The organism is Xanthomonas arboricola, from assembly GCF_002940665.1.
Lineage (GTDB): Bacteria > Pseudomonadota > Gammaproteobacteria > Xanthomonadales > Xanthomonadaceae > Xanthomonas > Xanthomonas arboricola_B.
On record NZ_MIGY01000001.1, the window covers coordinates 745,370 to 765,800 of the forward strand.

Annotated in this window: 14 protein-coding genes; 6 read left to right on the top strand and 8 right to left on the bottom strand. The window is 65.7% G+C overall.

Translation table 11 applies throughout. The features are described from left to right. The first annotated feature begins 17 nt into the window (after window positions 1-17). Window positions 18-641: a thiamine phosphate synthase gene (gene thiE, locus XarjCFBP7645_RS03270; protein WP_104536212.1), complete on the top strand. Its 624-nt coding sequence runs from the start codon at window positions 18-20 to the stop codon at window positions 639-641. Window positions 642-1,556: 915 nt separating this feature from the next. Here thiE and XarjCFBP7645_RS21610 read toward each other — a convergent pair. Continuing rightward, a complete protein-coding gene (locus XarjCFBP7645_RS21610) occupies window positions 1,557-4,733 on the bottom strand; it encodes a TonB-dependent receptor (RefSeq protein WP_180969611.1) in 3,177 nt (1,058 codons plus the stop codon). A gap of 308 nt (window positions 4,734-5,041) precedes the next feature. On the opposite strand from XarjCFBP7645_RS21610, the gene hemL reads away from it, so the two are divergent. Together hemL and XarjCFBP7645_RS03300 are read left to right on the top strand one after the other, a co-directional pair. Beyond that, on the top strand, window positions 5,042-6,331 hold the full coding sequence (hemL, locus tag XarjCFBP7645_RS03295; protein WP_104536213.1) for a glutamate-1-semialdehyde 2,1-aminomutase: 1,290 nt from the start codon (window positions 5,042-5,044) through the stop codon (window positions 6,329-6,331). Between the two features lie 466 nt (window positions 6,332-6,797). Next, entirely contained in the window at window positions 6,798-9,569 is a 2,772-nt protein-coding gene (locus XarjCFBP7645_RS03300) for a LuxR C-terminal-related transcriptional regulator (RefSeq protein ID WP_104536214.1), read from the top strand. Window positions 9,570-9,913: 344 nt separating this feature from the next. Here the strand turns inward: XarjCFBP7645_RS03300 and azu are convergent, their stop codons facing one another. The 6 genes from azu to XarjCFBP7645_RS03330 all read right to left on the bottom strand — a co-directional run bounded on the left by azu (window position 9,914) and on the right by XarjCFBP7645_RS03330 (window position 16,624). Next, entirely contained in the window at window positions 9,914-10,363 is a 450-nt protein-coding gene (azu, locus tag XarjCFBP7645_RS03305; RefSeq protein ID WP_016903022.1) for an azurin, read from the bottom strand. Window positions 10,364-10,454: 91 nt separating this feature from the next. Further along, window positions 10,455-11,657: a pyridoxal phosphate-dependent aminotransferase gene (locus tag XarjCFBP7645_RS03310; RefSeq protein ID WP_104536215.1), complete on the bottom strand. Its 1,203-nt coding sequence runs from the start codon at window positions 11,655-11,657 to the stop codon at window positions 10,455-10,457. Between the two features lie 30 nt (window positions 11,658-11,687). Next, on the bottom strand, window positions 11,688-12,191 hold the full coding sequence (locus XarjCFBP7645_RS03315; protein WP_104536216.1) for a RidA family protein: 504 nt from the start codon (window positions 12,189-12,191) through the stop codon (window positions 11,688-11,690). Between the two features lie 32 nt (window positions 12,192-12,223). After that, a complete protein-coding gene (locus XarjCFBP7645_RS03320; protein WP_104536217.1) occupies window positions 12,224-12,649 on the bottom strand; it encodes a c-type cytochrome in 426 nt (141 codons plus the stop codon). Further along, a complete protein-coding gene (locus XarjCFBP7645_RS03325; protein ID WP_181126158.1) occupies window positions 12,646-14,253 on the bottom strand; it encodes a flavin monoamine oxidase family protein in 1,608 nt (535 codons plus the stop codon). Before XarjCFBP7645_RS03325 ends, XarjCFBP7645_RS03320 begins: the two co-directional genes overlap by 4 nt. A gap of 88 nt (window positions 14,254-14,341) precedes the next feature. Further along, window positions 14,342-16,624, bottom strand: a complete 2,283-nt coding sequence (locus XarjCFBP7645_RS03330; RefSeq protein ID WP_181126216.1) for a TonB-dependent receptor — start codon at window positions 16,622-16,624, stop codon at window positions 14,342-14,344. Window positions 16,625-16,921: 297 nt separating this feature from the next. On the opposite strand from XarjCFBP7645_RS03330, the gene XarjCFBP7645_RS03335 reads away from it, so the two are divergent. Both XarjCFBP7645_RS03335 and XarjCFBP7645_RS22165 read left to right on the top strand, forming a co-directional pair. Continuing rightward, on the top strand, window positions 16,922-17,539 hold the full coding sequence (locus tag XarjCFBP7645_RS03335; RefSeq protein WP_104536220.1) for an HAD-IA family hydrolase: 618 nt from the start codon (window positions 16,922-16,924) through the stop codon (window positions 17,537-17,539). After that, window positions 17,526-17,678, top strand: a complete 153-nt coding sequence (locus XarjCFBP7645_RS22165; protein WP_104536221.1) for a hypothetical protein — start codon at window positions 17,526-17,528, stop codon at window positions 17,676-17,678. Before XarjCFBP7645_RS03335 ends, XarjCFBP7645_RS22165 begins: the two co-directional genes overlap by 14 nt. A 341-nt stretch (window positions 17,679-18,019) precedes the next feature. On the opposite strand, the gene XarjCFBP7645_RS03345 is transcribed toward XarjCFBP7645_RS22165, so the two are convergent. After that, the gene (locus tag XarjCFBP7645_RS03345) at window positions 18,020-19,246 is read right to left on the bottom strand and encodes an acetylornithine transaminase (RefSeq protein ID WP_104536222.1); all 1,227 of its coding nucleotides are present in this window, start codon (window positions 19,244-19,246) and stop codon (window positions 18,020-18,022) included. 72 nt (window positions 19,247-19,318) lie between these two features. Here XarjCFBP7645_RS03345 and XarjCFBP7645_RS03350 point away from each other — a divergent pair, with 72 nt between their 5' ends. Beyond that, window positions 19,319-20,191, top strand: a complete 873-nt coding sequence (locus XarjCFBP7645_RS03350; RefSeq protein ID WP_104536223.1) for an ion transporter — start codon at window positions 19,319-19,321, stop codon at window positions 20,189-20,191. Window positions 20,192-20,431: the final 240 nt, after the last annotated feature.

The following is a 20,431-nucleotide window of genomic DNA, read 5'->3' on the forward strand; positions in this document are numbered from 1 at the left end:
CTTCCGGAAGCGCTGCCATGCCCGACCTGCACAACGCCCGCGGCGTCTACCTCATCACGCCCGACGAACCCGACACCGCGCGTCTGCTCGCGCGCACCATGCCGCTGCTGCCCGCTGTCACCTGGCTGCAGTACCGCAACAAGCAGGCCACCGCCGCGCTGCGCCTGGAACAGGCCAGCGCGCTGCGCCAGGCCTGCGCTGCGCACGCCGTGCCGTTGATCATCAACGACGATGCGCAGCTGGCACGACAGGTGGGCGCGCAGGGCGTGCACCTGGGCGAAGACGATGGCGAGGCGGCCGCCGCGCGCGCACTGTTGGGCGAGCAGGCCATCATCGGGGTGTCGTGCTACGACGAGATCGCGCGCGCGCGCGCAGCGGTCGCGGCCGGTGCCAGCTATGTGGCCTTCGGTGCGTTCTTCCCGACCACCACCAAGGTAACGACACGTCGCGCAACGCCTGCGTTGCTGCAACAAGCTGCAGCGCTGGGAGTGCCGCGCGTGGCGATCGGTGGCATCGCGGCTGCACAGGTGCCCGAGTTGGTGACTGCAGGTGCCGAGTTGATTGCGGTGGTCAGCGGCGTGTACGCCGCGCCGGACCCGCTCGCAGCAGTACAGGCATATCGGGCCGGGTTTGCACGATAGCGTAGCCGGCAGACGACAAACGACAAACGACAAACGACAGAAGTTACCGGCGACACGCGCAAGCGAAGGCACAAGACACTGAGACTCGAGTCGAAGCGTTGTTTGTTAGATGCAGTCAAAAGCTCGGTGGGTCGAGGGCGCAGTGCCCTCACCGCTCGCAGGACACGCCGTGAATCCGTCCGTGGAGGGCCCTTGGCGGCATCCATGCCGCCAAGAGGCTCGCAATCGGCAAGGACACCGCACCAGGAAATTTGCCGGCTGTTTTCTTGAGAGCTTGTTGCTCGGCTTACGGTGGCAGATGAGACGTTTGCAGGTCGCGTGTTGAAAGCCTGTCCACTGCCCGGCTTGCGATAGGAAGGTGACGGGAAGCTGGTTGACGCATAGTGATTCGACCAGCGCACGCCATGCCCTGCTTGCAACCACGCACGCCGACCATCTTGACTGGTCCTTGCCCGGCGACCGTCGCGGGACCTTACGCGGCATGGATGCCGCGTAAGAGCCTACAAGGACGTACTTGCGGCGTGTCCCGCGATGGTGGGCGGGCAAGGACCCCGCAGCAAACTCACAGCGTAGAGGGCGCGGCGAGGACCCCCACCAGAAAGTCAGTCGGTTGCTTTATCCAAAACCATGCACACCCACTATCTCGACTGGTCCTTGCCCGCTCACCGTCGCGGGACCTTACGCGGCATGGATGCTGCGTAAGAGCCTACAAGGACGTACTTGCGGCATGTCCCGCGATGGTGGGCGGGCAAGGGCCCCGCAGCCAAGCTGCAGATCAACCGCTCTAAAACCAATCCATTCGCGCGACCAATCCTCCAACAGCACATACGAAGGGCGGCGTAACGTACACACAACCCGGCAGCGACGCGTGCTATCACGCGTCGCTGCCGGGATCGCCCTTGTTATCTGGCGCGATCAGAAGTCGTAGCTCAATGTCACCCGGCCCGAGCGCGGCGCCTGGTAGGCCACCACCTGATCCCAGAGCGGGTTGGTGGTGTTGTCGGGCAGCTGCGAGAAGGGGTAGATGTTGGTTGCGGTCTGCTCGTTGGTGATGTTGAACACGTCAAAGCGCAGTGCCAGCTTGCCGGCGGCGAATGCCGGCTTGTAGGTCACGCCCATGTCGAGCTGCGCGATCCAGCCCAGCCGCCCCTGCGAGCCGGGAGGCGACGCCACGCCGGTGCCGGTCTCCGGGTTGTAGCAGTAGTGGTAGGGACCGCCGGTGATCGCGCTGCCACCGTAGCCGGCCGGGTCGGTGCCGGTGTAGTTGTCGCCGTAGTAGTTGCCCAGGCAATTGTGCGGCGCGCCCGAGATCAGGCTGAAGTTGGCCGACGCACCCCATTGCGGAGTGAACTGGTAGAAACCGAACAACTTGAGCTGATGGCGGTGATCGTTGGATTGATCGCCGTTGAAGTGTTCCATCAGCGCCGCGTGGTCCCAGCTCTGCGTGGTGGAGACCGAGGCCTGGCCCTGATAGCTGCCCAATGCGCCGCCGGTGCGCCACAGGTCCGAACGCACCTGGCCTTCGGTGGTGCCGTAGCTATGCGACCAGACGTAGTTGACCTTGGCGTACCACTTGCCGTCGAACGGACGTTCCAGATTGAATTCGACCGCCGAGTAATTGCGCTTGAACTTCGGGAAGCCCGCCGCCTCGCGGCTCACCGACACTTCATGGAACTGGCCATCGGTGCCGATCACGCCCCAGGTGTTGGTCTGGCCCGGATTGATCAGCGATGCACCGGCAACCTGCGAGAAATCGATGGTCACGCCCTGGGCGGCCGCAGCGGCAATCAACGCCGTATTGGAAACGTCGTAGTTCTGATCGTCGATCCCCGCATTGAGGCGGCGATGCGTGCCGCGCACGCCCAGCACCCAGCCGGTGTCCAGCTGCTTGGTGAAACCGAGGATGACTTCGTCCTGGTTCTCGCCCTCGATGTCCTTGACCACCGCGGTGCGCACGTCGGCGATGCGGCCGAAACGCGAGTTGGCCGACACGGCCGACCCCAGCTGCTGCGCCAGGATCGGCGTGCCATCGGCATTGATGCCGCTGTAGGTGAAGTAGGTATCGGTGGTGGTGGCCGGGGTGAACAGGCTCACTGCCGACAACGGCAGGCCGAGGTAATAACGGCCCACGTTGCCGAACACCTTCAGGCTGGAATCGCCGTTGACGTCCCAGCTGAAGCCCAGCCGCGGCGCCCAGGCGTTATCCACTTCGATGTATGGGTCGCCGAACGGGGTGTAGTTGGTGAACTCGTCCTTGCGCAGGCCGATGCTCAGCAGCAGGTTGTCGGTGACCTGCCATTTGTCTTCGATGTAATAGGCGCGTTGCTTGGCCTCGTAGGAATACAGGCTGGTGTTGATGTTGCGGACCACGTAATAGCCGCTGGACCCGTTGACCGGATCGACCAGGCCCGGGCTAGGTGCGCCGATGCCGCCGGCTTCGTTGGCCGACTGGCTGACCAGCCCGCCCGTCCGCAGGCCATTGGGATCGTTGGTCTGGCCATAGGTCCATGCAAAGCCCGGGCCGGACAGCACCGAGCCCACATCGATACCCTCGGACTTCTGGTTATCGATACCGAAGTTGAGCGTGTGGTGGCCGATGCGCCATTCCAGATTCAGGCGTTGATTGTCTTTCTTGTATTCGCGATCCGGTGAACTGACCGAGGTGACCAGCTGATTGCCGATGCGCGGTGTGCCGCCAGTGTAGGTCGGATTCTGCAGCGCGGCACTGTTGATGACCGGCCCGCCGGCCGCGTTGTAATTGAAGGGCGTCAGCTCATCGGGCGTTTTCATCTTGCCGTACAGCGCGGTCACGGTGAGGTTGTCGCTGAGGTAGCCGGTGTACTTACCGGTGAACAGGGTCGGGCCGGTCTTCCAGGTGGACTCGTCGGTGAAATAGCTGCCACGCTGGCGATTGACGTAGTCGTAGCGGTAGATCGACCCATTGGTCTCTGCCTCGTCGCTGGCGCCGGTCACCTCGATCAGGTGATTGTCGGTGATGTTCCAGTCCACCTTGGCGTACCAGCGCTTCTGCTTGTAGTCGTAATCGGTGAGACCGCCGGTGCGGCCGTTGTCGGTGTCGCGATTGGTGCCGACGCGTACGCCGTCCGAATCCACCTGTTCGGCAGCCAGGAAGAAGAACAGCTTGTCCTGGATGATCGGCCCGCCGACATAGGCGCTGTAGGTGGTCTGGTTGGCTTCGGCCTCGCTCGCCGGCTGATACAGGCCATTGGCCGAGCGCGCGTAGCGGTAGGCGGCGTTGTTGATCGTGCTGCCCTGGCTGTCCGGGCGCCAATAGATGTCGCGCTGATTGGCCTTGAGACCGTTCGGCTCCCAGATCACCGCCGCGCCAAACTTCCACTCATTGGTGCCGCGCTTGCCGATCTGGTTGATCACGCCGCCATTGGCGCGGCCGTACTGCGCGCCGTAGCCGCCGGTGAAGATTTCCTGCTGGTCGATGGCGCCGTACGGCAGGGTCAGGCCGCCCAGGTTGTTGCTGATGGTGGTGGTGTTGAAGCCGTTGAGGTAATAGGCGTTTTCGCTGGCGGCCGAGCCGCCGAAGCTGGGCAGCGAGCCGCCGAGCGGGCCATTGTCGAAACCGCCGCTGTTGACCACCACGCCCGGTGCGAGCAGCGCGATTGCCTCGGCGGTGCGGCCCAGCGGCAGTTGCTGCAGCTGCTCGGCGGTGACCACGGTGCGGGTGTCCACGCTGCTGACGTCGATGGTGGTCAGGCCTGCGGCGGTGACGGTCACGCTGTCCAGGGTCTGCATGCCGCTCCCCGACGCGGCAGCGAACGAGACGTCGGTGTTGGCGCCGACGGTGATCGCGACGTTCTCGCGCGTCTCCACCACCGCGCCGTCGCGCTTGACGGTGACCTTGTAGGTGCCCAGCGGCAGGTTGCCGGCGGTGTAACGGCCGCGCGCATCCACCGGTACTTCGCGGCTGAACCCGCTGTTGTTTTCCACCAGCACGCTGGTGCCGCTGCTCTGCCCCACGCTGCCGACGATGCTGCCGCTGGTGGACTGCGCGTGGACGCTCCCCATGGCCATGACCAGCGCCAACGCCAAGGCACGCTTCTGGATACTACGGTTCATGCTGTCTCCCCCAAGTCTGGAACTGTCGGCAACGCGACAAAAATGAACGGCGCCAATGGCTACCGGAATCACACTCTCTGAACATCCGCCGCAGGAGGCCAATGACCGCGGGTCATCTGCTCATGCCAAACCGTCGATACCGTCCCGTTCGATCATAGGCAGCCGGGTTGCCCTACCCGTCCGCTCCGACGGGTAGGCAGGCACCTGGTGGGTAGGCGGACGGGGGCCGCAAGCCTGACAATGGCGAGTGCGCTGCCCGCGGTCGGGCCGCGCCGCCCCCACTCGGTACCACTCAAGGATCTGCGCGCATGAACCACACCCGCTCCCACGCTCTGTTCGCCCAGGCGCAGACGCTGCTGCCCGGCGGCGTCAACTCACCGGTGCGTGCATTCAAGTCGGTCGGCGGCGAGCCGTTCTTCGTGGCGCGCGCCGATGGCCCGTATCTGTACGACGTGGACGACAACCGCTACATCGACTACGTGGGCTCGTGGGGGCCGATGATTGCCGGCCACAATCACCCGGCGGTGCGCGAAGCGGTGGAGCGCGCGATCCGCGACGGCCTGTCCTTCGGTGCGCCGTGTGCGGCCGAAGTCACCATGGCCGAGACGATCCACCGGCTGGTGCCGTCCTGCGAGATGGTGCGCATGGTCAATTCGGGCACCGAAGCCACGCTGTCGGCGGTGCGCCTGGCGCGCGGCGCCACCGGGCGCAACCGCATCGTCAAGTTCGAAGGCTGCTATCACGGCCATGGCGACTCGTTCCTGGTCAAGGCCGGCAGCGGCATGCTGACCCTGGGCGTGCCGACCTCGCCGGGCGTGCCGTCCGGCCTCAGCGAGTTGACCGCCACCCTCAGCTTCAACGACTTCGAAGGCGCCACCGCCCTGTTCGACGAGATCGGCGCCGACGTGGCGGCAGTGATCATCGAACCGGTGGTCGGCAACGCCAACTGCATTCCGCCGCAGGCCGGCTACCTGCAGCATCTGCGCACGCTGTGCACCCGGCATGGCGCACTGCTGATCTTCGACGAGGTGATGACCGGTTTCCGCGTCGCGCTCGGTGGCGCGCAGGCGCATTACGGGGTCACGCCGGACCTGAGCACCTTCGGCAAGATCATCGGCGGCGGCATGCCGGTGGGTGCGTACGGCGGCCGGCGCGACTTGATGGAGCAGATCGCTCCGGCCGGCCCGATCTACCAGGCCGGCACCCTGTCGGGTAACCCGGTGGCGATGGCGGCCGGCCTGGCGATGCTGGAACTGGTGCAGGAGCCGGGCTTCCACGCCCGCCTGAGCGAGGCCACCAGCGTGTTGTGCGAGGGACTGGAAGATGCCGCGCGCGCGGCCGGCATTGCCGTCACCACCAATCAGGTCGGCGGCATGTTCGGGTTGTTCTTCACCGACGAGATCGTGGAGAACTATGCACAGGCCACTGCCTGCGACATCACCACCTTCAACCGTTTCTTCCACGCGATGCTGCAGCGAGGCGTGTATCTGGCGCCGTCGGCCTACGAGGCCGGCTTCATGTCCAGCGCGCACGACGCGGCAGTGATCGACGCCACGCTGGCCGCCGCGCGCGAGGCATTTGCGGAAGTGGCGCACTGAGGCGTCTTCAGACATCGCGTCGCCTGCAAAGTGGCTCGGGCACGCAGACCTGGTGTTGCGTGAAAGCGAGGCATGCCGCGCGGTGGTCCGCGAGGCACGCGCCATCGGCGATGCCTGACGTGTATTTTCCAGGTCCGCGCCGACGCTGAACAGGCGCGGCGCCGGCGTCGTGTCCGGGCCCATGGCGTCCGGATGGACTCGGCTGTTGCCTGGCGCCGGCGCAAACCCTGCGCCAGCGCTTGCTCCATTCAGGCGGCGGCGCGGCGACACGCTTTGCTTTTGTCTTGTGGCTGTCATACCTTTCTGAAAGGTGTCCACGGATGGGCATGGGTGGGGACCCTCGAAGCAGCCGATCTGCCGTCGTCGCCGGTCACGGTGACGCCATCTGCATCGCCGCTGTTTCATCACGATCTGCAGCGTGTCGAGCCGGCGCGCTGCCGACGCTTGCCAGGGCCGCCCTCGCCTCATGCTCAAGCCTGTTGCGTTGCTCACACCGCGCCCCTCACCGTCGCGCGATTCCGCCCTTCCCGATTGGCTGCTTGCCAGCAAGCTGGAGCCACCGCTGCCGCGTGCCGGGGCTGTGGTGCGCGGCGCCTTGCTGGCTGCGCTGGATCACGCCCAGGCCCGGCCACTCACCCTGCTGCTGGCACCGCCCGGATTCGGCAAGACCACGCTGCTGGCGCAGTGGCATGCGCAGCTGCGCGCGCGCGACCACACCGCCGTGGCCTGGCTGTCGCTGGACGAAGAGGACGCCGATGCTGCGCGTTTCCTCGGCCATCTGGCGCTGGCGATCCAGCACGCAGGTGCAGATCCGGCACTGTGCGCGGCGGTGCTGCACAACCGCGACCAGGATCCGCGCGAAGCGGTGACGGTGCTGATCCGCGCGCTGCGCACGGCGCCCCGGCGCATCAGCGTGATTCTCGACGATTACGACCGGCTCGGCAGCGGCATCGTCGACGAGCTGGTACTGCGCCTGGTCGAACACGGCGGCGGACGCCTGCACCTGCTGCTGGCCACCCGGCGCGTGCCGGCCCTGCCGCTGGCGCGGCTGGACCTGCAGGCGCAGCTCAGCCGTCTCGGCAGTGCGCAACTGGCGCTGGACGAGCAAGAGGCGCAAGCATTGCTGGGGCCCCAGGTCCCGGCGCCGGTGGTGGACGAATTGCTGCGCTACACCGAAGGCTGGCCGGTGGCGCTGCATCTGGCGCGCCTGTGGCTGGAGGGCGGCGTGCAACGTCAACAGGAGGTGGCCGCGCGTTTCTCCGGCCGCAGTGCACAGATTGCCGCGTACCTGGCCGAACAGGTGATCAACGATCTGGATGCCGACACGCGCGATCTGCTGTTGCGGACCAGTCCGTTAGAGCGCGTCAACGCAGCGCTGGCCGATGCGGTGCGCCAGCGCGACGACAGCGGCCGGCTGCTGGCGCGGCTGGAACATTTCCACGGCCTGCTGGTGCCCATGGATGGCGAGCGCGAGTGGTTCCGCTATCACCCCTTGTTTGCCGACTTCCTGCAGCAGCTGCTCGATCGCGAACATCCTGGTCAGGCCACGCAACTGCAGCAACGGGCCGCTCGCTGGTTTGGCGATCATCGGCATCTGGCCGAAGCGGTGCGGCACGCATCGCGTGCCGAGTGCGGCGACTTGGCCGCCAGCTACATCGCGCGCGCCGGCACCTGGCAGTTGGTGCTGACCCACGGCACGCACGAGGTGCGCGCACTGCTCCGGCATTTCGAACACCGCACCATCCGCGACACCCCGGCGCTGAATCTCACCCAGGCACACCTGCACGCAAGGCTCGGCGAGTTCAGCCATGCGCGCCTGCTGCTGGAACGCTTCCGCGACTTCCCGGCTGCGCTGCGCGAGCCCTTGCAGCGCGACTACACGGTGGTGGTGGCGCTGTTGCGCGATCGCCTCGACGAAATCTGCGGCAATCCGCACGGCCTGACCCAGATCGCGGCGCAAGCATCCGCGCTGGACGAGGACGATCATCTGGGCCGCGGCATGCTGCTGTGCATCTGCGCCACCACCGCCATTGCACAGGGCGCCTTTGCATTGGCCGAACGCTACGCCCTGAACGCACGCGATGCGATGCAGCGCGGTGGCAGCGAACCAGGCGCAAGCCAGGCGCTGTTGGCGTTGGGCCAGAGCTTTTTCTATCGTGGACAACTCGGCGACGCCGAAGCCTGTTACCGGCAGGCCCTGAACTGGTGCGCCTGTACCCCACAGCTGGATCGCGTCCTGCAGGCCGCCGGCCAGTGCCTGCTCGCGCAACTGCATTACGAACGCGGCCACCACGACGATGCGGCCGACCTGCTGCATCCGGCGCTGGAATTGCTGGAACAGCACGACGGCGGCATGGACGTGCTGGCCGCCGCCTACGACACCGCGCTGGGGCTGGAGCGTGTACGCGACCGCAGCGGGCGCAGCGCATTGGCACTGCTCGAACACGTCGAACAGATAGCGCACGGGCGCAAGCTCACGCGCCTGTCGGAGCTGGCCGCAGCGTGGCGCCTGATGCTGTTGCTGGAACATCCGGGCAATGCCGCCATCGATGTAGTGATCGCACGTACCGGCGGCGAATCCGGATTGGCGCATACGCTGCGATCGCCCCACCGCTGGCGCGATCGCGCGGCGATGGGTTTTGCGCTGGCACGCTGGCATCGGCTGGCCGGACGCAGCAGCGCCGCGCTGACCATCCTGGGCCAGATCGAACAGGCCTGCCTGGCCAACGACAATCTATGCCATCTCGCGCGCACCCGCGCACGCACCGCCTTGGTGCTGCAGCAACGTGGCGAACTGGTCGCGGCGCTGCCGCATTTGTATAGCGCGCTCGATCATGTCGCACTGACGCAAAGCTGGCAGGCGATCGTCGAACTCGGTCTTCCGGCCAAGGCAATGCTGCGCTCGCTGCGTCAACACGACCCGCATACCGTCGGTGGCACCACCCGCGCACTCACCATCCAGGCCCTGCTCGAACGCCTCAGCGGCGACGAGGACCCGGCCGGCGACATCTTCAGCGAACGCGAGCTGGAAGTGCTCGCGCAACTGGCACGTGGCTATTCCAACAAACAGATCGCACGCTGCCTGCACCTGTCGGAAAATACGGTCAAGTTCCATTTGAAGAACCTCTATCGCAAGCTCGATGCACGCAGCCGCGAAAGCGCGTTGGCGCAGGCCTTGCAACGCGGGTTGTTGCGCGCAACGGCCACGCCAGGCGGGTCGGAGCCGGTGCCGGGTTGACCGCCGGTGCCGGCGCTATGCGCCTGTGATAATGGCCGAAGGCGTTGGCTCGCACACCAGGGAGCTGGCCTTCCACGCAGAGAATCGGCCGTGCTGGATGGAGCCGACGATTGCCGCCTTCAGCATCCCGCAGATCGCCAGCGACCGCGCCTTCGCTCGTCGATAAAACGGGCTTGGCGGCCGGGAGCAGTGGTGAACCCTGCATGCGACAGCAAGCTGGGAGTCTAGCTCGTGATCCAGAAGCTGCCCAGCTACGAGAACAGGTGAGCGTGGCGCGACAGCGCGCCTCCATTCCACCACGTCACTCGCGTAGCCGATAGCACGCCCCTGCGGCACGTGACAGTTCAACCGAAACTCAGCGTGCCCTTCATCATCGCCCAGTGACCGGGGAACGAGCAGAAAAAGGTGTAATCGCCGCCCTTGCTCAACTTGCTGGTGGGAAAGCTGACCGTGGTGCTGTCGCCGCCGCCGATCACCTTGGTGTGCGCGATTACGCGCGCGTCGGCCTTGGGCAGATAGCTGTCGGCAATGGTGGAGCGTATGCCGGCATTGGCCACTGCCTGGAAGTCGGCGGACTTGGTCAGCACCCAGTTGTGCCCCATCACCGTGGCGGCCATCTTGCCGGAGTGCTTGAGCGTGAGGTCCACCTGCGTGCAGTCGGGCGCCAGCTTGATCGCGCTCTGGTCGAACTTCATCTGATCGTTGCCGGTGATGGTGACGGCGCAGGTACGCGCCCATGCCGAAGGCGCCAGCAGCACCAGACCAAGCACGGCAAATGTCGAAAACACTTTCAAGGGAACACTCCTGCGTTAAGGGATGCGCGACGCCCAGCGCGCCTGGCCACACCAGCGCGTTCGCATGCGCCGGTGGTGCCAGAGTAACGCTTCATGCGTACCGGAAAAAAGCATCCATCGGGTCATGCACAGCGGCCGTGGCGTCCGGCAGCGGCAATGGGCCGCGCTTGCCGGCGATCACCTGCACGAAGGCCTGCTTGAAGCGTGCCATCTCCGCGTCGGTTCCGACGGTGATGCGCGACCAGGTCGGCCATACTGGCCAGCTGCGTCCGATGAACACGCCATGGGTGGCCATGTCGTCCTTGAAGCCGGCGGCCGGGCGCTTCACATCGACCATGAAGCAGTTACTCTCCGAGGCGGTGCAGGCGTAGCCCTGTTTGGCGAGAAACTCCATCACGTCCTTGCGTGTGGCCGAGGTGCGCGCGCGTCGCTGCGGCACCAGTGCGGGATCGCGCAGGCTGGCCAGGCCTGCGGCGGCGGCGGTCACTGGCAGGCTGTTGACGCTGTAGAACATCAGCTTGGCCAGCAGGTCCGGGCGCGCGGCCGCATAGCCGAGGCGAATGCCGGCCATGCCGTAGAGCTTGGAGAAGGTGCGCAACACCACCACGTCCTCGCCCGCGGCGACCATGTCGACCACGCTGCTGGTGCTCTGCGCAAAGTGGATATAGGCCTCGTCCACCACCAGCACGCTGCCCTTGGGCTTGTGCGCCAATGCGTAGTCCAGATCCTTGCGTGCGGTGACCGAGCCGGTGGGATTGTTGGGATTGCAGATGTAGATCACGCCGGGGCTGGCGTCGGCGGCGCACATCGCCTGCACATCGTGCGAAAAGTCCTTGCGCAACGGTACCTTGATCAGTTTTGCGCCATTGCGGGTGGCGGCGCGCCAACCGGATTCATAGGTGGGATCGGCAGTGACCAGCGCGGCGCTGGGCGAGGTGAACGCCAGCATCGTGTAGTCCAGCGGCTCGGTGGAGCCGGCGTAGGCCATCAGGTGATCGACCGGCAGCTTGAGCTCGGCGGCCAGGGTGTCCATCAGTTCCCTCTGCACATCGCGCAGGTAGCGTCCGCCTTGCGGTGCGATCTGTGCGATGGCCTTGACCGCGGCCGCCGACGGGCCATCGGGAAACTCGTTGGAGCCGATCATCACCGGCGACAGCGCACTGGCCGGTGTCGGCTCGACGGCGGCGGAACGTTCGGCGGCACTGGCCAGCAGCGGCAGCGCACTCGCACCGGCAGCGCCGGCAAATAGCGCGGAATCGCGCAGAAACATGCGGCGCGAAAGAGCAGTTTTCATGACAACCTCCAGCAGGACGGCACGACGGTTTCAGGGACGAACGGCGACCACTTCGATTTCCACCCGATACAGCGGATTGCCGAGCGCGGCGATCTGGAAGGCCGAGCGTGCCGGCAGGTTGGGCTGCTCCTTGGTGCCGAAGAACTGGCGGTAACCGTCCATGAATCCGTTGAAATCCATCTTGCCGCCCATGGCCGGGTCGCCGACCAGGAATACCTGCATCTTCACCACATCGCCCATCCCCAGGCCAAGCGCTGCGAGCTGCTGCTTGATCTGGTTCAACACGCTCACCGTCTGCGCCTTGGTGTCGCCATAGGCGGCAGCCGAGTCCTTGGGCGCACTGGCATCCACCACCGCCGGCACCTTGCCGCTGACATAGACAGTGGCCTTGCCGGCAGGAATTTCCACGGCGGCAGCGATGGGGAAATCGCTGTTGGGGATCTTGTGGCGGATCACCTCGGCGGCATGCGCGGCGGCGAGACCCGCAGACCACAGCAGGGCGGCGGTGAGAACGGCTGTCACTGGACGGGACATGGCAACTCCTTGCATGAAAGGGAAAGGGAGCATCAGTGGCGTAGCGATTTGACGTCGTCGACGGTGACGCGCTCGGCGTGATCGTTGCCGAAGTGCGTGCGCACATAACTTGCCACTTCGGCCACCTGGCGATCGTTGAGCATCTCGCCGAAACCGGGCATGCCGGCATGGCCGTCGAGCACCATCATGATGACGTAGGGTCCGGCGGCCAACTTGGGATTGCCGGCGAGCGCGGGGTATTCGCCGGCACCTTGCGCGCCGCGCCCGGCCGGCATGTGGCAGCCCTGGCAGATCGCCTGGTAGACATCCTGGCCGGATGCCTTGGCAAAGCCCTGCTGCGGGAACAGCTGGGTGGCATCGGAACTCTGCGCCCGCGCATCGTATGCGCCCGGCGGCACCAGCAAGGCAGCCATCGCAACGACGAAGCTGGCCGCGGCCAATCGTGGCAACAGACTCATGCGCGACCTCCTCCGGCCAGCACTTTGCGATGCAGACGGCCGACGACATCGTGCGCGGACAAGATCGCGCCTTCCTGCCAGGCCGGGATATAGGAGACGTGTTCACCGGCCAGCGCCAGGCGCCCGTCGATCTGGCACAGCGGCGTGTAGTGTTCGGCACGCGCCTGCTCGCTCCACATGCCGAAACAGCCATGCGTGAACGGTACGCGGTGCCAGCCGACCGAAATGCCGTTCTCGAACTCGCGTGGATATTGCGGATGCAACTGCGTGCCGTATTCGACCGCCTTGCGCACGCGCTGCTCCGGGGGCATCGAGGTGAACTGGTAGGCGTCCAGTCCCCAGACGTAGGCACCGAGCAGCACGCCCTTGCCGGGGCTGTGATAGTTCGTGCTGGGGTAGCTGATCAAGGTGATCGGCAGATCGGTGTAGCTGATGCCGCCGTAGATGGCCTCGTCCTCTTCCCAGAAGCGACGCTTGAACTGCAGGCCCACCTTCACCGACGCCGCATACGGCACCTGGCCGATCGCGGTGGTCATCGCGTCGCCGGCGGTGACCGGAATGCGGCTGAGCACCGACAACGGAATCGTGCAGATGCACCAATCGGCGCTGGCGATGCGTTCTTCGCCGCCGTGCGCGGCATCCTGCCAGGAGACGCGCACGCCGTCGCCGTCCTGATCGATCCTGGTGACCTTGGCGTTGTAGGTGATGGCATCGCCGAGCCGCGCCGCGAACGCCTTGCCGATCTGGTCCATACCGCCCACCGGCTGGAACATGGTGGTCTGCATTTCGTAGTTGTTGCCGGCCGCCAGCGTGGTCCACAGACGCGAGCGCAATACGTCCTGCACGCTGAAGGGATCGGAGAACTCCGGCTTGCCCGACAGACCGCCGCCGGGATACCGCGCAAAACCGCGCCGCTCGCTGCTGTCCTTGCCTGTGACGTAGCCGAACTTGTGGTCGAGCGCGCCCCAGGTCCGCAAGGACTCCAACAGGAGTTCCTGGTCTTCGCGGCTCACGCTCTTGTCCAGCGCCTGCTGCTGGGTGCACTTGGCCAGCAACTCGGACACATGGCCCTTGTAATCGGCATCGATGGCGCGAAAGCGCTGCGGTTTGCCGCCAAAGCCTTGCTGGCTATGCAACAGCGCGTTGTAGTTGACCTGGTTGAACGCCTCCAGGGCCACGCCGAATTGCTTGCAGTAACTCAGCACCGCCTTGTGGTGATGCGGAATGCGCCACGGCCCCGGATTGAGGTACAGCCCGTCGTCGAACCGGCAATGCTGGGTCGCCCCGCCAAGTTCGGTGTAACGGTCGCCGCCGCGCAGCGTCCAGTTGCGCCCACCGGGGCGGTCGTTGTATTCCAGCACCTGCACGCGGTACCCCGCCTTGCGCAGTTCGAAGGCCGCAGCCATGCCGGCCAGCCCCGCCCCCAGAATCAGCACCGAGGCGCCCTTCGGGTCGCCATCCAGCTGCAGCGGCCCCTTGAAATCGGACTCGGCCGCCATGCCCAGGCTGCTCATCGCCTGATACATCATCGCGCCGCCAGCGGTCATGCCGATGCGCGCCAGCAGTTGCCGCCGCGTCATCGCCCCAGAATGATTGCCTTGCATCAACGCCTAGTCCTTGCATGTCATGGATCGAGTACGACTGACAAAAACGCATGACGCGGCCGGCAGTGACGCCGGCCGCGTCACCGCCTCAGAACGTGTAGGACAGACTGGCGAACAGCTGGCGCGGTGCGATCAACTGGTACGAGCCGGAACTTTCGTTCGGGAACACCGCACCGATCGCATCGTCCTTGTCGAACAGGTTGTAGACCGACAACTGCAATCGCCCACCGGCCAGAAACCCTGCATCCTCGCCCTGATAGCCGACGCTGCCGTTGACGATGAAGGTGGCGTCCACCTGGTCGGTATTGAGCGTGTCGCCGTAGCGCTTGCCGGTGTATTTGGTGTCGAGGTTGGCGAAGAAATGCTCGCCTTCCCAGCCGCCGTTGAGGCTGAACATCACCTTGGGCGAATCCGGCACGTCGTTGCCTTCCACCTGCACCAGGCTGCCGCTGACCGGGCCGAAATAATTGTCCTGGAATTCGGATTTGTTCCAGGTCAGCGACGCTCCCAGCCGCCAGCCCGGTGCCGGCTTCCACATGCCGGACACTTCCGCGCCGTAGGTCTGCACGTCGCCGACGTTGGCGTAGATGGTGGGCGCGACCACCAATGGGTCCGGGTCGGTCAGCGCGATGATGCGGTTCTCGTAATCGATCCTGTAGGCGGCGACGTAGCCGCTCCACTGGCTGGACTCGGCACGGATGCCGATATCGATGTTGGTGGATTCCTCCGGCGCGATATCCGGATTGAATGCCCCCGAGGTCAACGCCAGCCGCGGCGCCGAACTGAAGTTTTCCGCATAGTTGGCGAACACCTGCACGCCCTCGGAAAGCTGGAAACTGGCGCCGACCTGCGGCTGGAACCAGTCGCTGTTCTTGATGGTGACGTCGCGGCGCACACCGACATTGAAGTCATCGAGATTGGCGATGCCGTTGTAGTCGCGTTTGACATCCAGGCCCTTGGCGCCGAACTCCATGGTGAGCCGGTCATCCAGCAGGCGCAGCGTATCCTTGATGTAGAGCTGCTTCACCTCGGTGGAGAAGTGGTTGTCGTAGTAGATGACGATCGGCAGCGCGCCCTTCAGCAGTGCGCCGGTGGCCGGGTCCAGGTTGTACAGCGGGCGCACCTGGTCGAAGTCGTAGTTCTCGTACCACGCACCGACTTCGAGCTTGTTGTGCTCGGTCTCCCACGACACCGCGGTGGTCACGCCGTAGCGATCGCCGCCCATGATTTCCTCGCGCCGCGTCATCGCACCGACGCGGGTGACATTTCCGTTGGCATCGACGATCTGCGGGTCGTTGATGGCGATATCGGTGCGCCCCGGCGTGCCGGCGATGGCGTCGTTGTACAGGCCGGTGGCCGTACTTGGCGGCGTGCCGCCGACGCCGTAACCGTGCTTGTTCTCGTAGTAGCCGGTGAAGGTGAAACCGATCGCGTCGTTGAACAGGAAATCGCCGTGCAGGCTGAGCAGCGAGTCGCGGCGGCCGTTCTGCCATTCGCTGTAATGCTCGGCATCCACTTCCGGATTGCCGGTGATGCGTTCGTGCAGATCCCACGCCACCGAGCCGTCGGAGTTGTACGACTGCACGTCGTAGTCCTTGCGGTTGTTGTAGATCCAGCCCAGGGTCAGGTGGCCCACGTCCCAGGCCTGGCGGATCTTGGCTTCGAAGTGATCGCTCTTCTGCGTGGCCGGTTCCATGTCCCACACCCCGCCCTGCGTGCGCGAGGCAGACAGATAGGCGCTGGGGCCGCCTTCCCACCAGTCCGGCGTATCCAGCCGCACGAAGCTGCGTACCAGATCGTCCGAGCCGATGGTCTGGGTGAGATTGCCGCTCCAGCTGTCGCCGCCCTTCGGGGGCAGGCTGGTGTAGCGGATCGCACCGCCAAGTGCGTGGTACGAAGGCTGGGTGACATCGCCGGAACCGGCCGACACGGTGACGTCGAGCAGGTTCTCGCTGGACACGTAGCGGGTGATCGGGCCGCCTTCGCGGGTGTCGAAGGTTTCGATCGGAATGCCGTCCAGGGTCACGCCGATCTGGTTGGCGGAAAAGCCGCGGATGGTCATCGAGTCGCCGAACTCGTACAGCCCGAACGGATCGGTGGTCTGCACATTCACGCCGGGCAGGCTCGCCAGCAACTGCTGCGGTGCCACGCCGGGCACCTGGGCCTGGATCTCGGCAACGGAGATGGAAGCCGTGGTGCGCGTGGAGCCGGTACCGACCACGCTGACCGCGTCCAGCGTGCGCGCTTCCTGTGCCAGGACGGGCAGGCTGTGTGCGCCAGCCAGCACCAAGGTCATCGAAGCCAGCGTGCGACCACGCGTGGCAGTGGTGAGAATGGCGGCGACCGACGCCGCCAGTTGATCGGTGTTCAAGCGCTTGCGCATGCAATCGACCCCCTGGATGGTGTGACGTGCTGAGTGACCGGGCCCGCTCCCCAAGACCGGCTGACACCGCGGATGCGGCATGCATCGACCATACCCAGCACAGTTCCACCGCAAGCGCCGCGCGGAGGGTAGGGGCGGCGCGGGTGGGTAGGTTGCTGCCGAATCCAACGATCTGAATGGGTACCATCCCTACCCACCTGCGTGGATCCGGACATACCAGGTCTTGCACGCTTGCCATCCCGTGGTGAATCGACAACGCTGCCCCGCCACATTCCGAGTGCACCCATGCCGCCTGCAGCACCGTCCCTGTTACTGCTCGATTTCGACGGCGTGCTGGCCAGCTACTCGCGGCCGCGCCGTGTGGCGGCGCTTGCCAATGCGGCGGCGCGCACGCCGCAACATGTGCAAAAGGTGTTGTTCGAGCAGGGCCTGGAGCGCGCCTACGACGCCGGGGTGATCGACACGCCCGCCTATCTGGCCCAGCTCAGCGACGGCCTTGGCTGCGCGATCGATCGCGCCACCTGGATCGCCGCACGCGTGGCGGCATGCCGCGCCGACCCGGCAGTGCTGACGCAGGTGCTGGCGGTGGCGGCAACCACCGCGGTGGCGGTGCTCACCAACAACGGGCCATTGATGGCGGAAGCGATTGAGCGGATCGTGCCGCCGCTGTTTCCGCTATTGCAGGGCCGCGTGCTGTGCAGCGGCGCGCTCGGCGGCCGCAAACCGGCGCTGCCGGTGTATCAACGCGCGCTCGCCCAGCTCGATGCGACCGCCTCGCGCACATTGTTTGTCGACGACCTGTTCGTCAACGTGCGCGGCGCGCGTGCCGCCGGCCTGCATGCGGACACGGTACGCGATGCGCGCGGTTTGCGGCGGGTGTTGAAGCGGTATGGGCTGGGGTGAAGGGCCGGGATTGGGGAATCGGGAATCGGGAATCGTTGAGCATCGCGAAACACTGATCACCCGCAAGGGTTACGCAAGACGCTGCTCGCGGCATCGAACGCGGCGGCGTCCACGATCAGGTACAGCGCTGGCGCTTTGAGCCCGTGTCGGTAATGACAAACGCAGAGGCGAGCCCCTCTCCCGTCGGGAGAGGGGTTGGGGTGAGGGTACGGTAGAGCGATACAGATCAAACCTCCATGACCCGCCGTTACCCAATCCCTACTGCAAGAGAGCAGCATCGCGCGATACGCAATCCGCATCAGCTACGCAGCGCTGTCTTCATGCAGATCCCGCAACTGCTGCGCAGGTACGTGCGGCAGCACCAGCACGAGCCTGACATGACTTAGCGCCAATCAAGAAACGCAACGACCCGCGCGTCTTAGCCCACCACGCTCAGCGGCACGGCACCCGCCACGATGGCGCAGAAAGCGCAGGACTCCATCACCTCTGCGCCACGTACTCGGCAATCGCCAGGCGCAAGCGTTCCAACCCATCGGCCAGCTCGGCATCGGTCAGATTGAGTGCCGGCACGAAGCGCAACACATCCGGCCCCGCCTGCAGCAACAGCAAGCCATGGGTGGCGGCGCAGTCCAGAATCGCCCCGGCCTGCCCGGCATGCGCCGGCACCAGCACAGCGCCCAGCATCAGGCCGCGCCCGCGGATCTGGGCGAACAGGCCGAACTCGGTGTTGAGCGCTTCCAGGCCGGCGCGCAGCGCTGCCGACTGACGCTCGACGTTCTCGGCGATCTGCGGCGAGGCCAGCTTGCGCAACGCCACACGCGCCACCGCCGCGGCCAGCGGATTGCCACCGAAGGTGGTGCCGTGCGCGCCGAACTGCATGGTTTCGGCCACCTTGGGGCCGGCCAGCATCGCGCCGATCGGGAAACCGCCACCCAGTGCCTTGGCCAGCGTCACGATGTCCGGCGTCACCTGCTCCTGCCAATGCGCGAACAGCGTGCCGGTCCGGCCCATGCCGCACTGGATCTCGTCCAGCACCAGCAGCGCATCGTGCTGATCGCACAGCGCACGCACGCGGCTCAGGAAACCCGGCGCGGCCGGCATCACCCCACCCTCGCCCTGGATCGGCTCGACCATCACCGCGGCCACATCACCCGAGGCCATGGCTGCTTCCAGCGCCGCCACATCGTTGAAGTCCACATAGCGAAACCCGCCGGGCAGCGGCTCGTAGCCTTCCTGGTACTTGGGCTGCGCGGTCGCGGTGACCGCCGCCAAGGTGCGCCCATGGAAGCTGCCGCGGAAGGTCACGATCACGCGCTTGTCGGCTGGGCGGCCCTGACTGCTGGCCCACTTGCGCACCAGCTTGATCGCCGCTTCGTTGGCCTCGGTCCCCGAGTTGCACAGGAACACCTTGTGCGCGAAGCGCGAGGCGGTGACCAGCTCTTCGGCCAGCTTCAGCGGCGGTGCGCTGAAGAACACATTGCTGGTGTGCCACAGCTTGCCGGCCTGCTCGGTCAGCGCGGCCATCAGATCCGGATCGTTGTGGCCCAGCCCGCTGACCGCGATGCCGGCAGACAGGTCCACATACTCACGGCCCTGATCGTCCCACACGCGACTGCCCTGACCACGCTCCAGCACCACCTGGCGCGGACGGTACACCGGCAGGTAGTAATGCGCGAGGGACAGGGGCGAATCGGCAGCGGTGCTCATGATGGTGGGTCGCAGAAGCGGAGGGAGAACGCGCATTCTCGCGCATTCGCCGGCCTGCGGCACAATGCACGGATGCGCCCCTTCTCCGATCCTCAGCTCACTCCTGCCACCGACCACGGCTGGCGCCGGCAATGGTTCGACATCATCTACCGGCACGACACCCGTCCGTCGCGCAATTTCGACCTGATGCTGGTGGTGGCGATCCTCACCAGCGTGGTGGTGATCATGATCGACAGCGTGCCGCGCATCCATTCGCATTCGGCGCACTGGCTGGTGCCGCTGGAATGGGCGTTCACGGCACTGTTCACCATCGAATACGCGTTGCGCCTGGCGGTGGTGCGGCGCCCGCTGCATTACGCACTCAGCGTATGGGGCGTGATCGACCTGTTCTCGATTCTGCCCAGCTATCTGTCGTTCTTCGTGCCGGGCGCGCAGACGCTGCTGGTGGTGCGCGTACTGCGCATCCTGCGCCTGTTCCGCATCCTCAAGCTCACCCGCTACGTCGAAGAAAGCGGACAACTGGTGGACGCGCTCTGGCGCAGCCGGCGCAAGGTGCTGGTGTTCCTGTTCAGCGTGCTCACCATCACCGTGATCGCCGGCGCCACGATGTATGTGATCGAAGGCCCGCAACACGGGTTCACCAGCATCCCGACCAGCATGTACTGGGCCATCGTGACGATGGCTACGGTGGGCTTCGGCGACCTGGTGCCGCAAACCACGCTGGGCCGCTTCGTCACCTCGGCCTTGATCCTGATCGGCTACAGCATCATCGCCGTGCCAACCGGCATCTACACCGCCGAACTGGCCAGCACGCTGCGCGAAGGTGGCCACACCAGCAAGCGCGATGCCCGCAATTGCCCACGCTGCGGGCTGGAAGGCCACGCGCCCGACGCACGCTACTGCCGGCAGTGTGCCGAGCCGCTGCCGGAGACCTCAAACGGCTGACGCGCCGATCTGCGACTTTGCTGCAGGCCCCTTGCCGGTTGCGGGACCCTTGGCGGCATGGATGCCGCCAAGGCGCCTCTACGGACGGATTCACGGCGTGTCCCGCAAGCGGTGAGGGCATCGCGCCCTCGACCAACTTTGCATGGAAGCATCCAACGGCGCTGAAGTTCTAGATCGCAGCGTGTTTGAAGCTTGCACAATCACCTGCGCGATGTGCTTACACAACGCGACAAAGATGCG

Bases quoted from the DNA above. Each gene is read 5' to 3' on its own strand.
- thiE (WP_104536212.1), top strand. From the start codon at position 18: ATGCCCGACCTGCACAACGCCCGCGGCGTCTACCTCATCACGCCCGAC.
- XarjCFBP7645_RS21610 (WP_180969611.1), bottom strand. From the start codon at position 4,733: ATGAACCGTAGTATCCAGAAGCGTGCCTTGGCGTTGGCGCTGGTCATG.
- hemL (WP_104536213.1), top strand. From the start codon at position 5,042: ATGAACCACACCCGCTCCCACGCTCTGTTCGCCCAGGCGCAGACGCTG.
- XarjCFBP7645_RS03300 (WP_104536214.1), top strand. From the start codon at position 6,798: ATGCTCAAGCCTGTTGCGTTGCTCACACCGCGCCCCTCACCGTCGCGC.
- XarjCFBP7645_RS03310 (WP_104536215.1), bottom strand. From the start codon at position 11,657: ATGAAAACTGCTCTTTCGCGCCGCATGTTTCTGCGCGATTCCGCGCTA.
- XarjCFBP7645_RS03315 (WP_104536216.1), bottom strand. From the start codon at position 12,191: ATGTCCCGTCCAGTGACAGCCGTTCTCACCGCCGCCCTGCTGTGGTCT.
- XarjCFBP7645_RS03320 (WP_104536217.1), bottom strand. From the start codon at position 12,649: ATGAGTCTGTTGCCACGATTGGCCGCGGCCAGCTTCGTCGTTGCGATG.
- XarjCFBP7645_RS03325 (WP_181126158.1), bottom strand. From the start codon at position 14,253: ATGCAAGGCAATCATTCTGGGGCGATGACGCGGCGGCAACTGCTGGCG.
- XarjCFBP7645_RS03335 (WP_104536220.1), top strand. From the start codon at position 16,922: ATGCCGCCTGCAGCACCGTCCCTGTTACTGCTCGATTTCGACGGCGTG.
- XarjCFBP7645_RS22165 (WP_104536221.1), top strand. From the start codon at position 17,526: ATGGGCTGGGGTGAAGGGCCGGGATTGGGGAATCGGGAATCGGGAATC.
- XarjCFBP7645_RS03345 (WP_104536222.1), bottom strand. From the start codon at position 19,246: ATGAGCACCGCTGCCGATTCGCCCCTGTCCCTCGCGCATTACTACCTG.
- XarjCFBP7645_RS03350 (WP_104536223.1), top strand. From the start codon at position 19,319: ATGCGCCCCTTCTCCGATCCTCAGCTCACTCCTGCCACCGACCACGGC.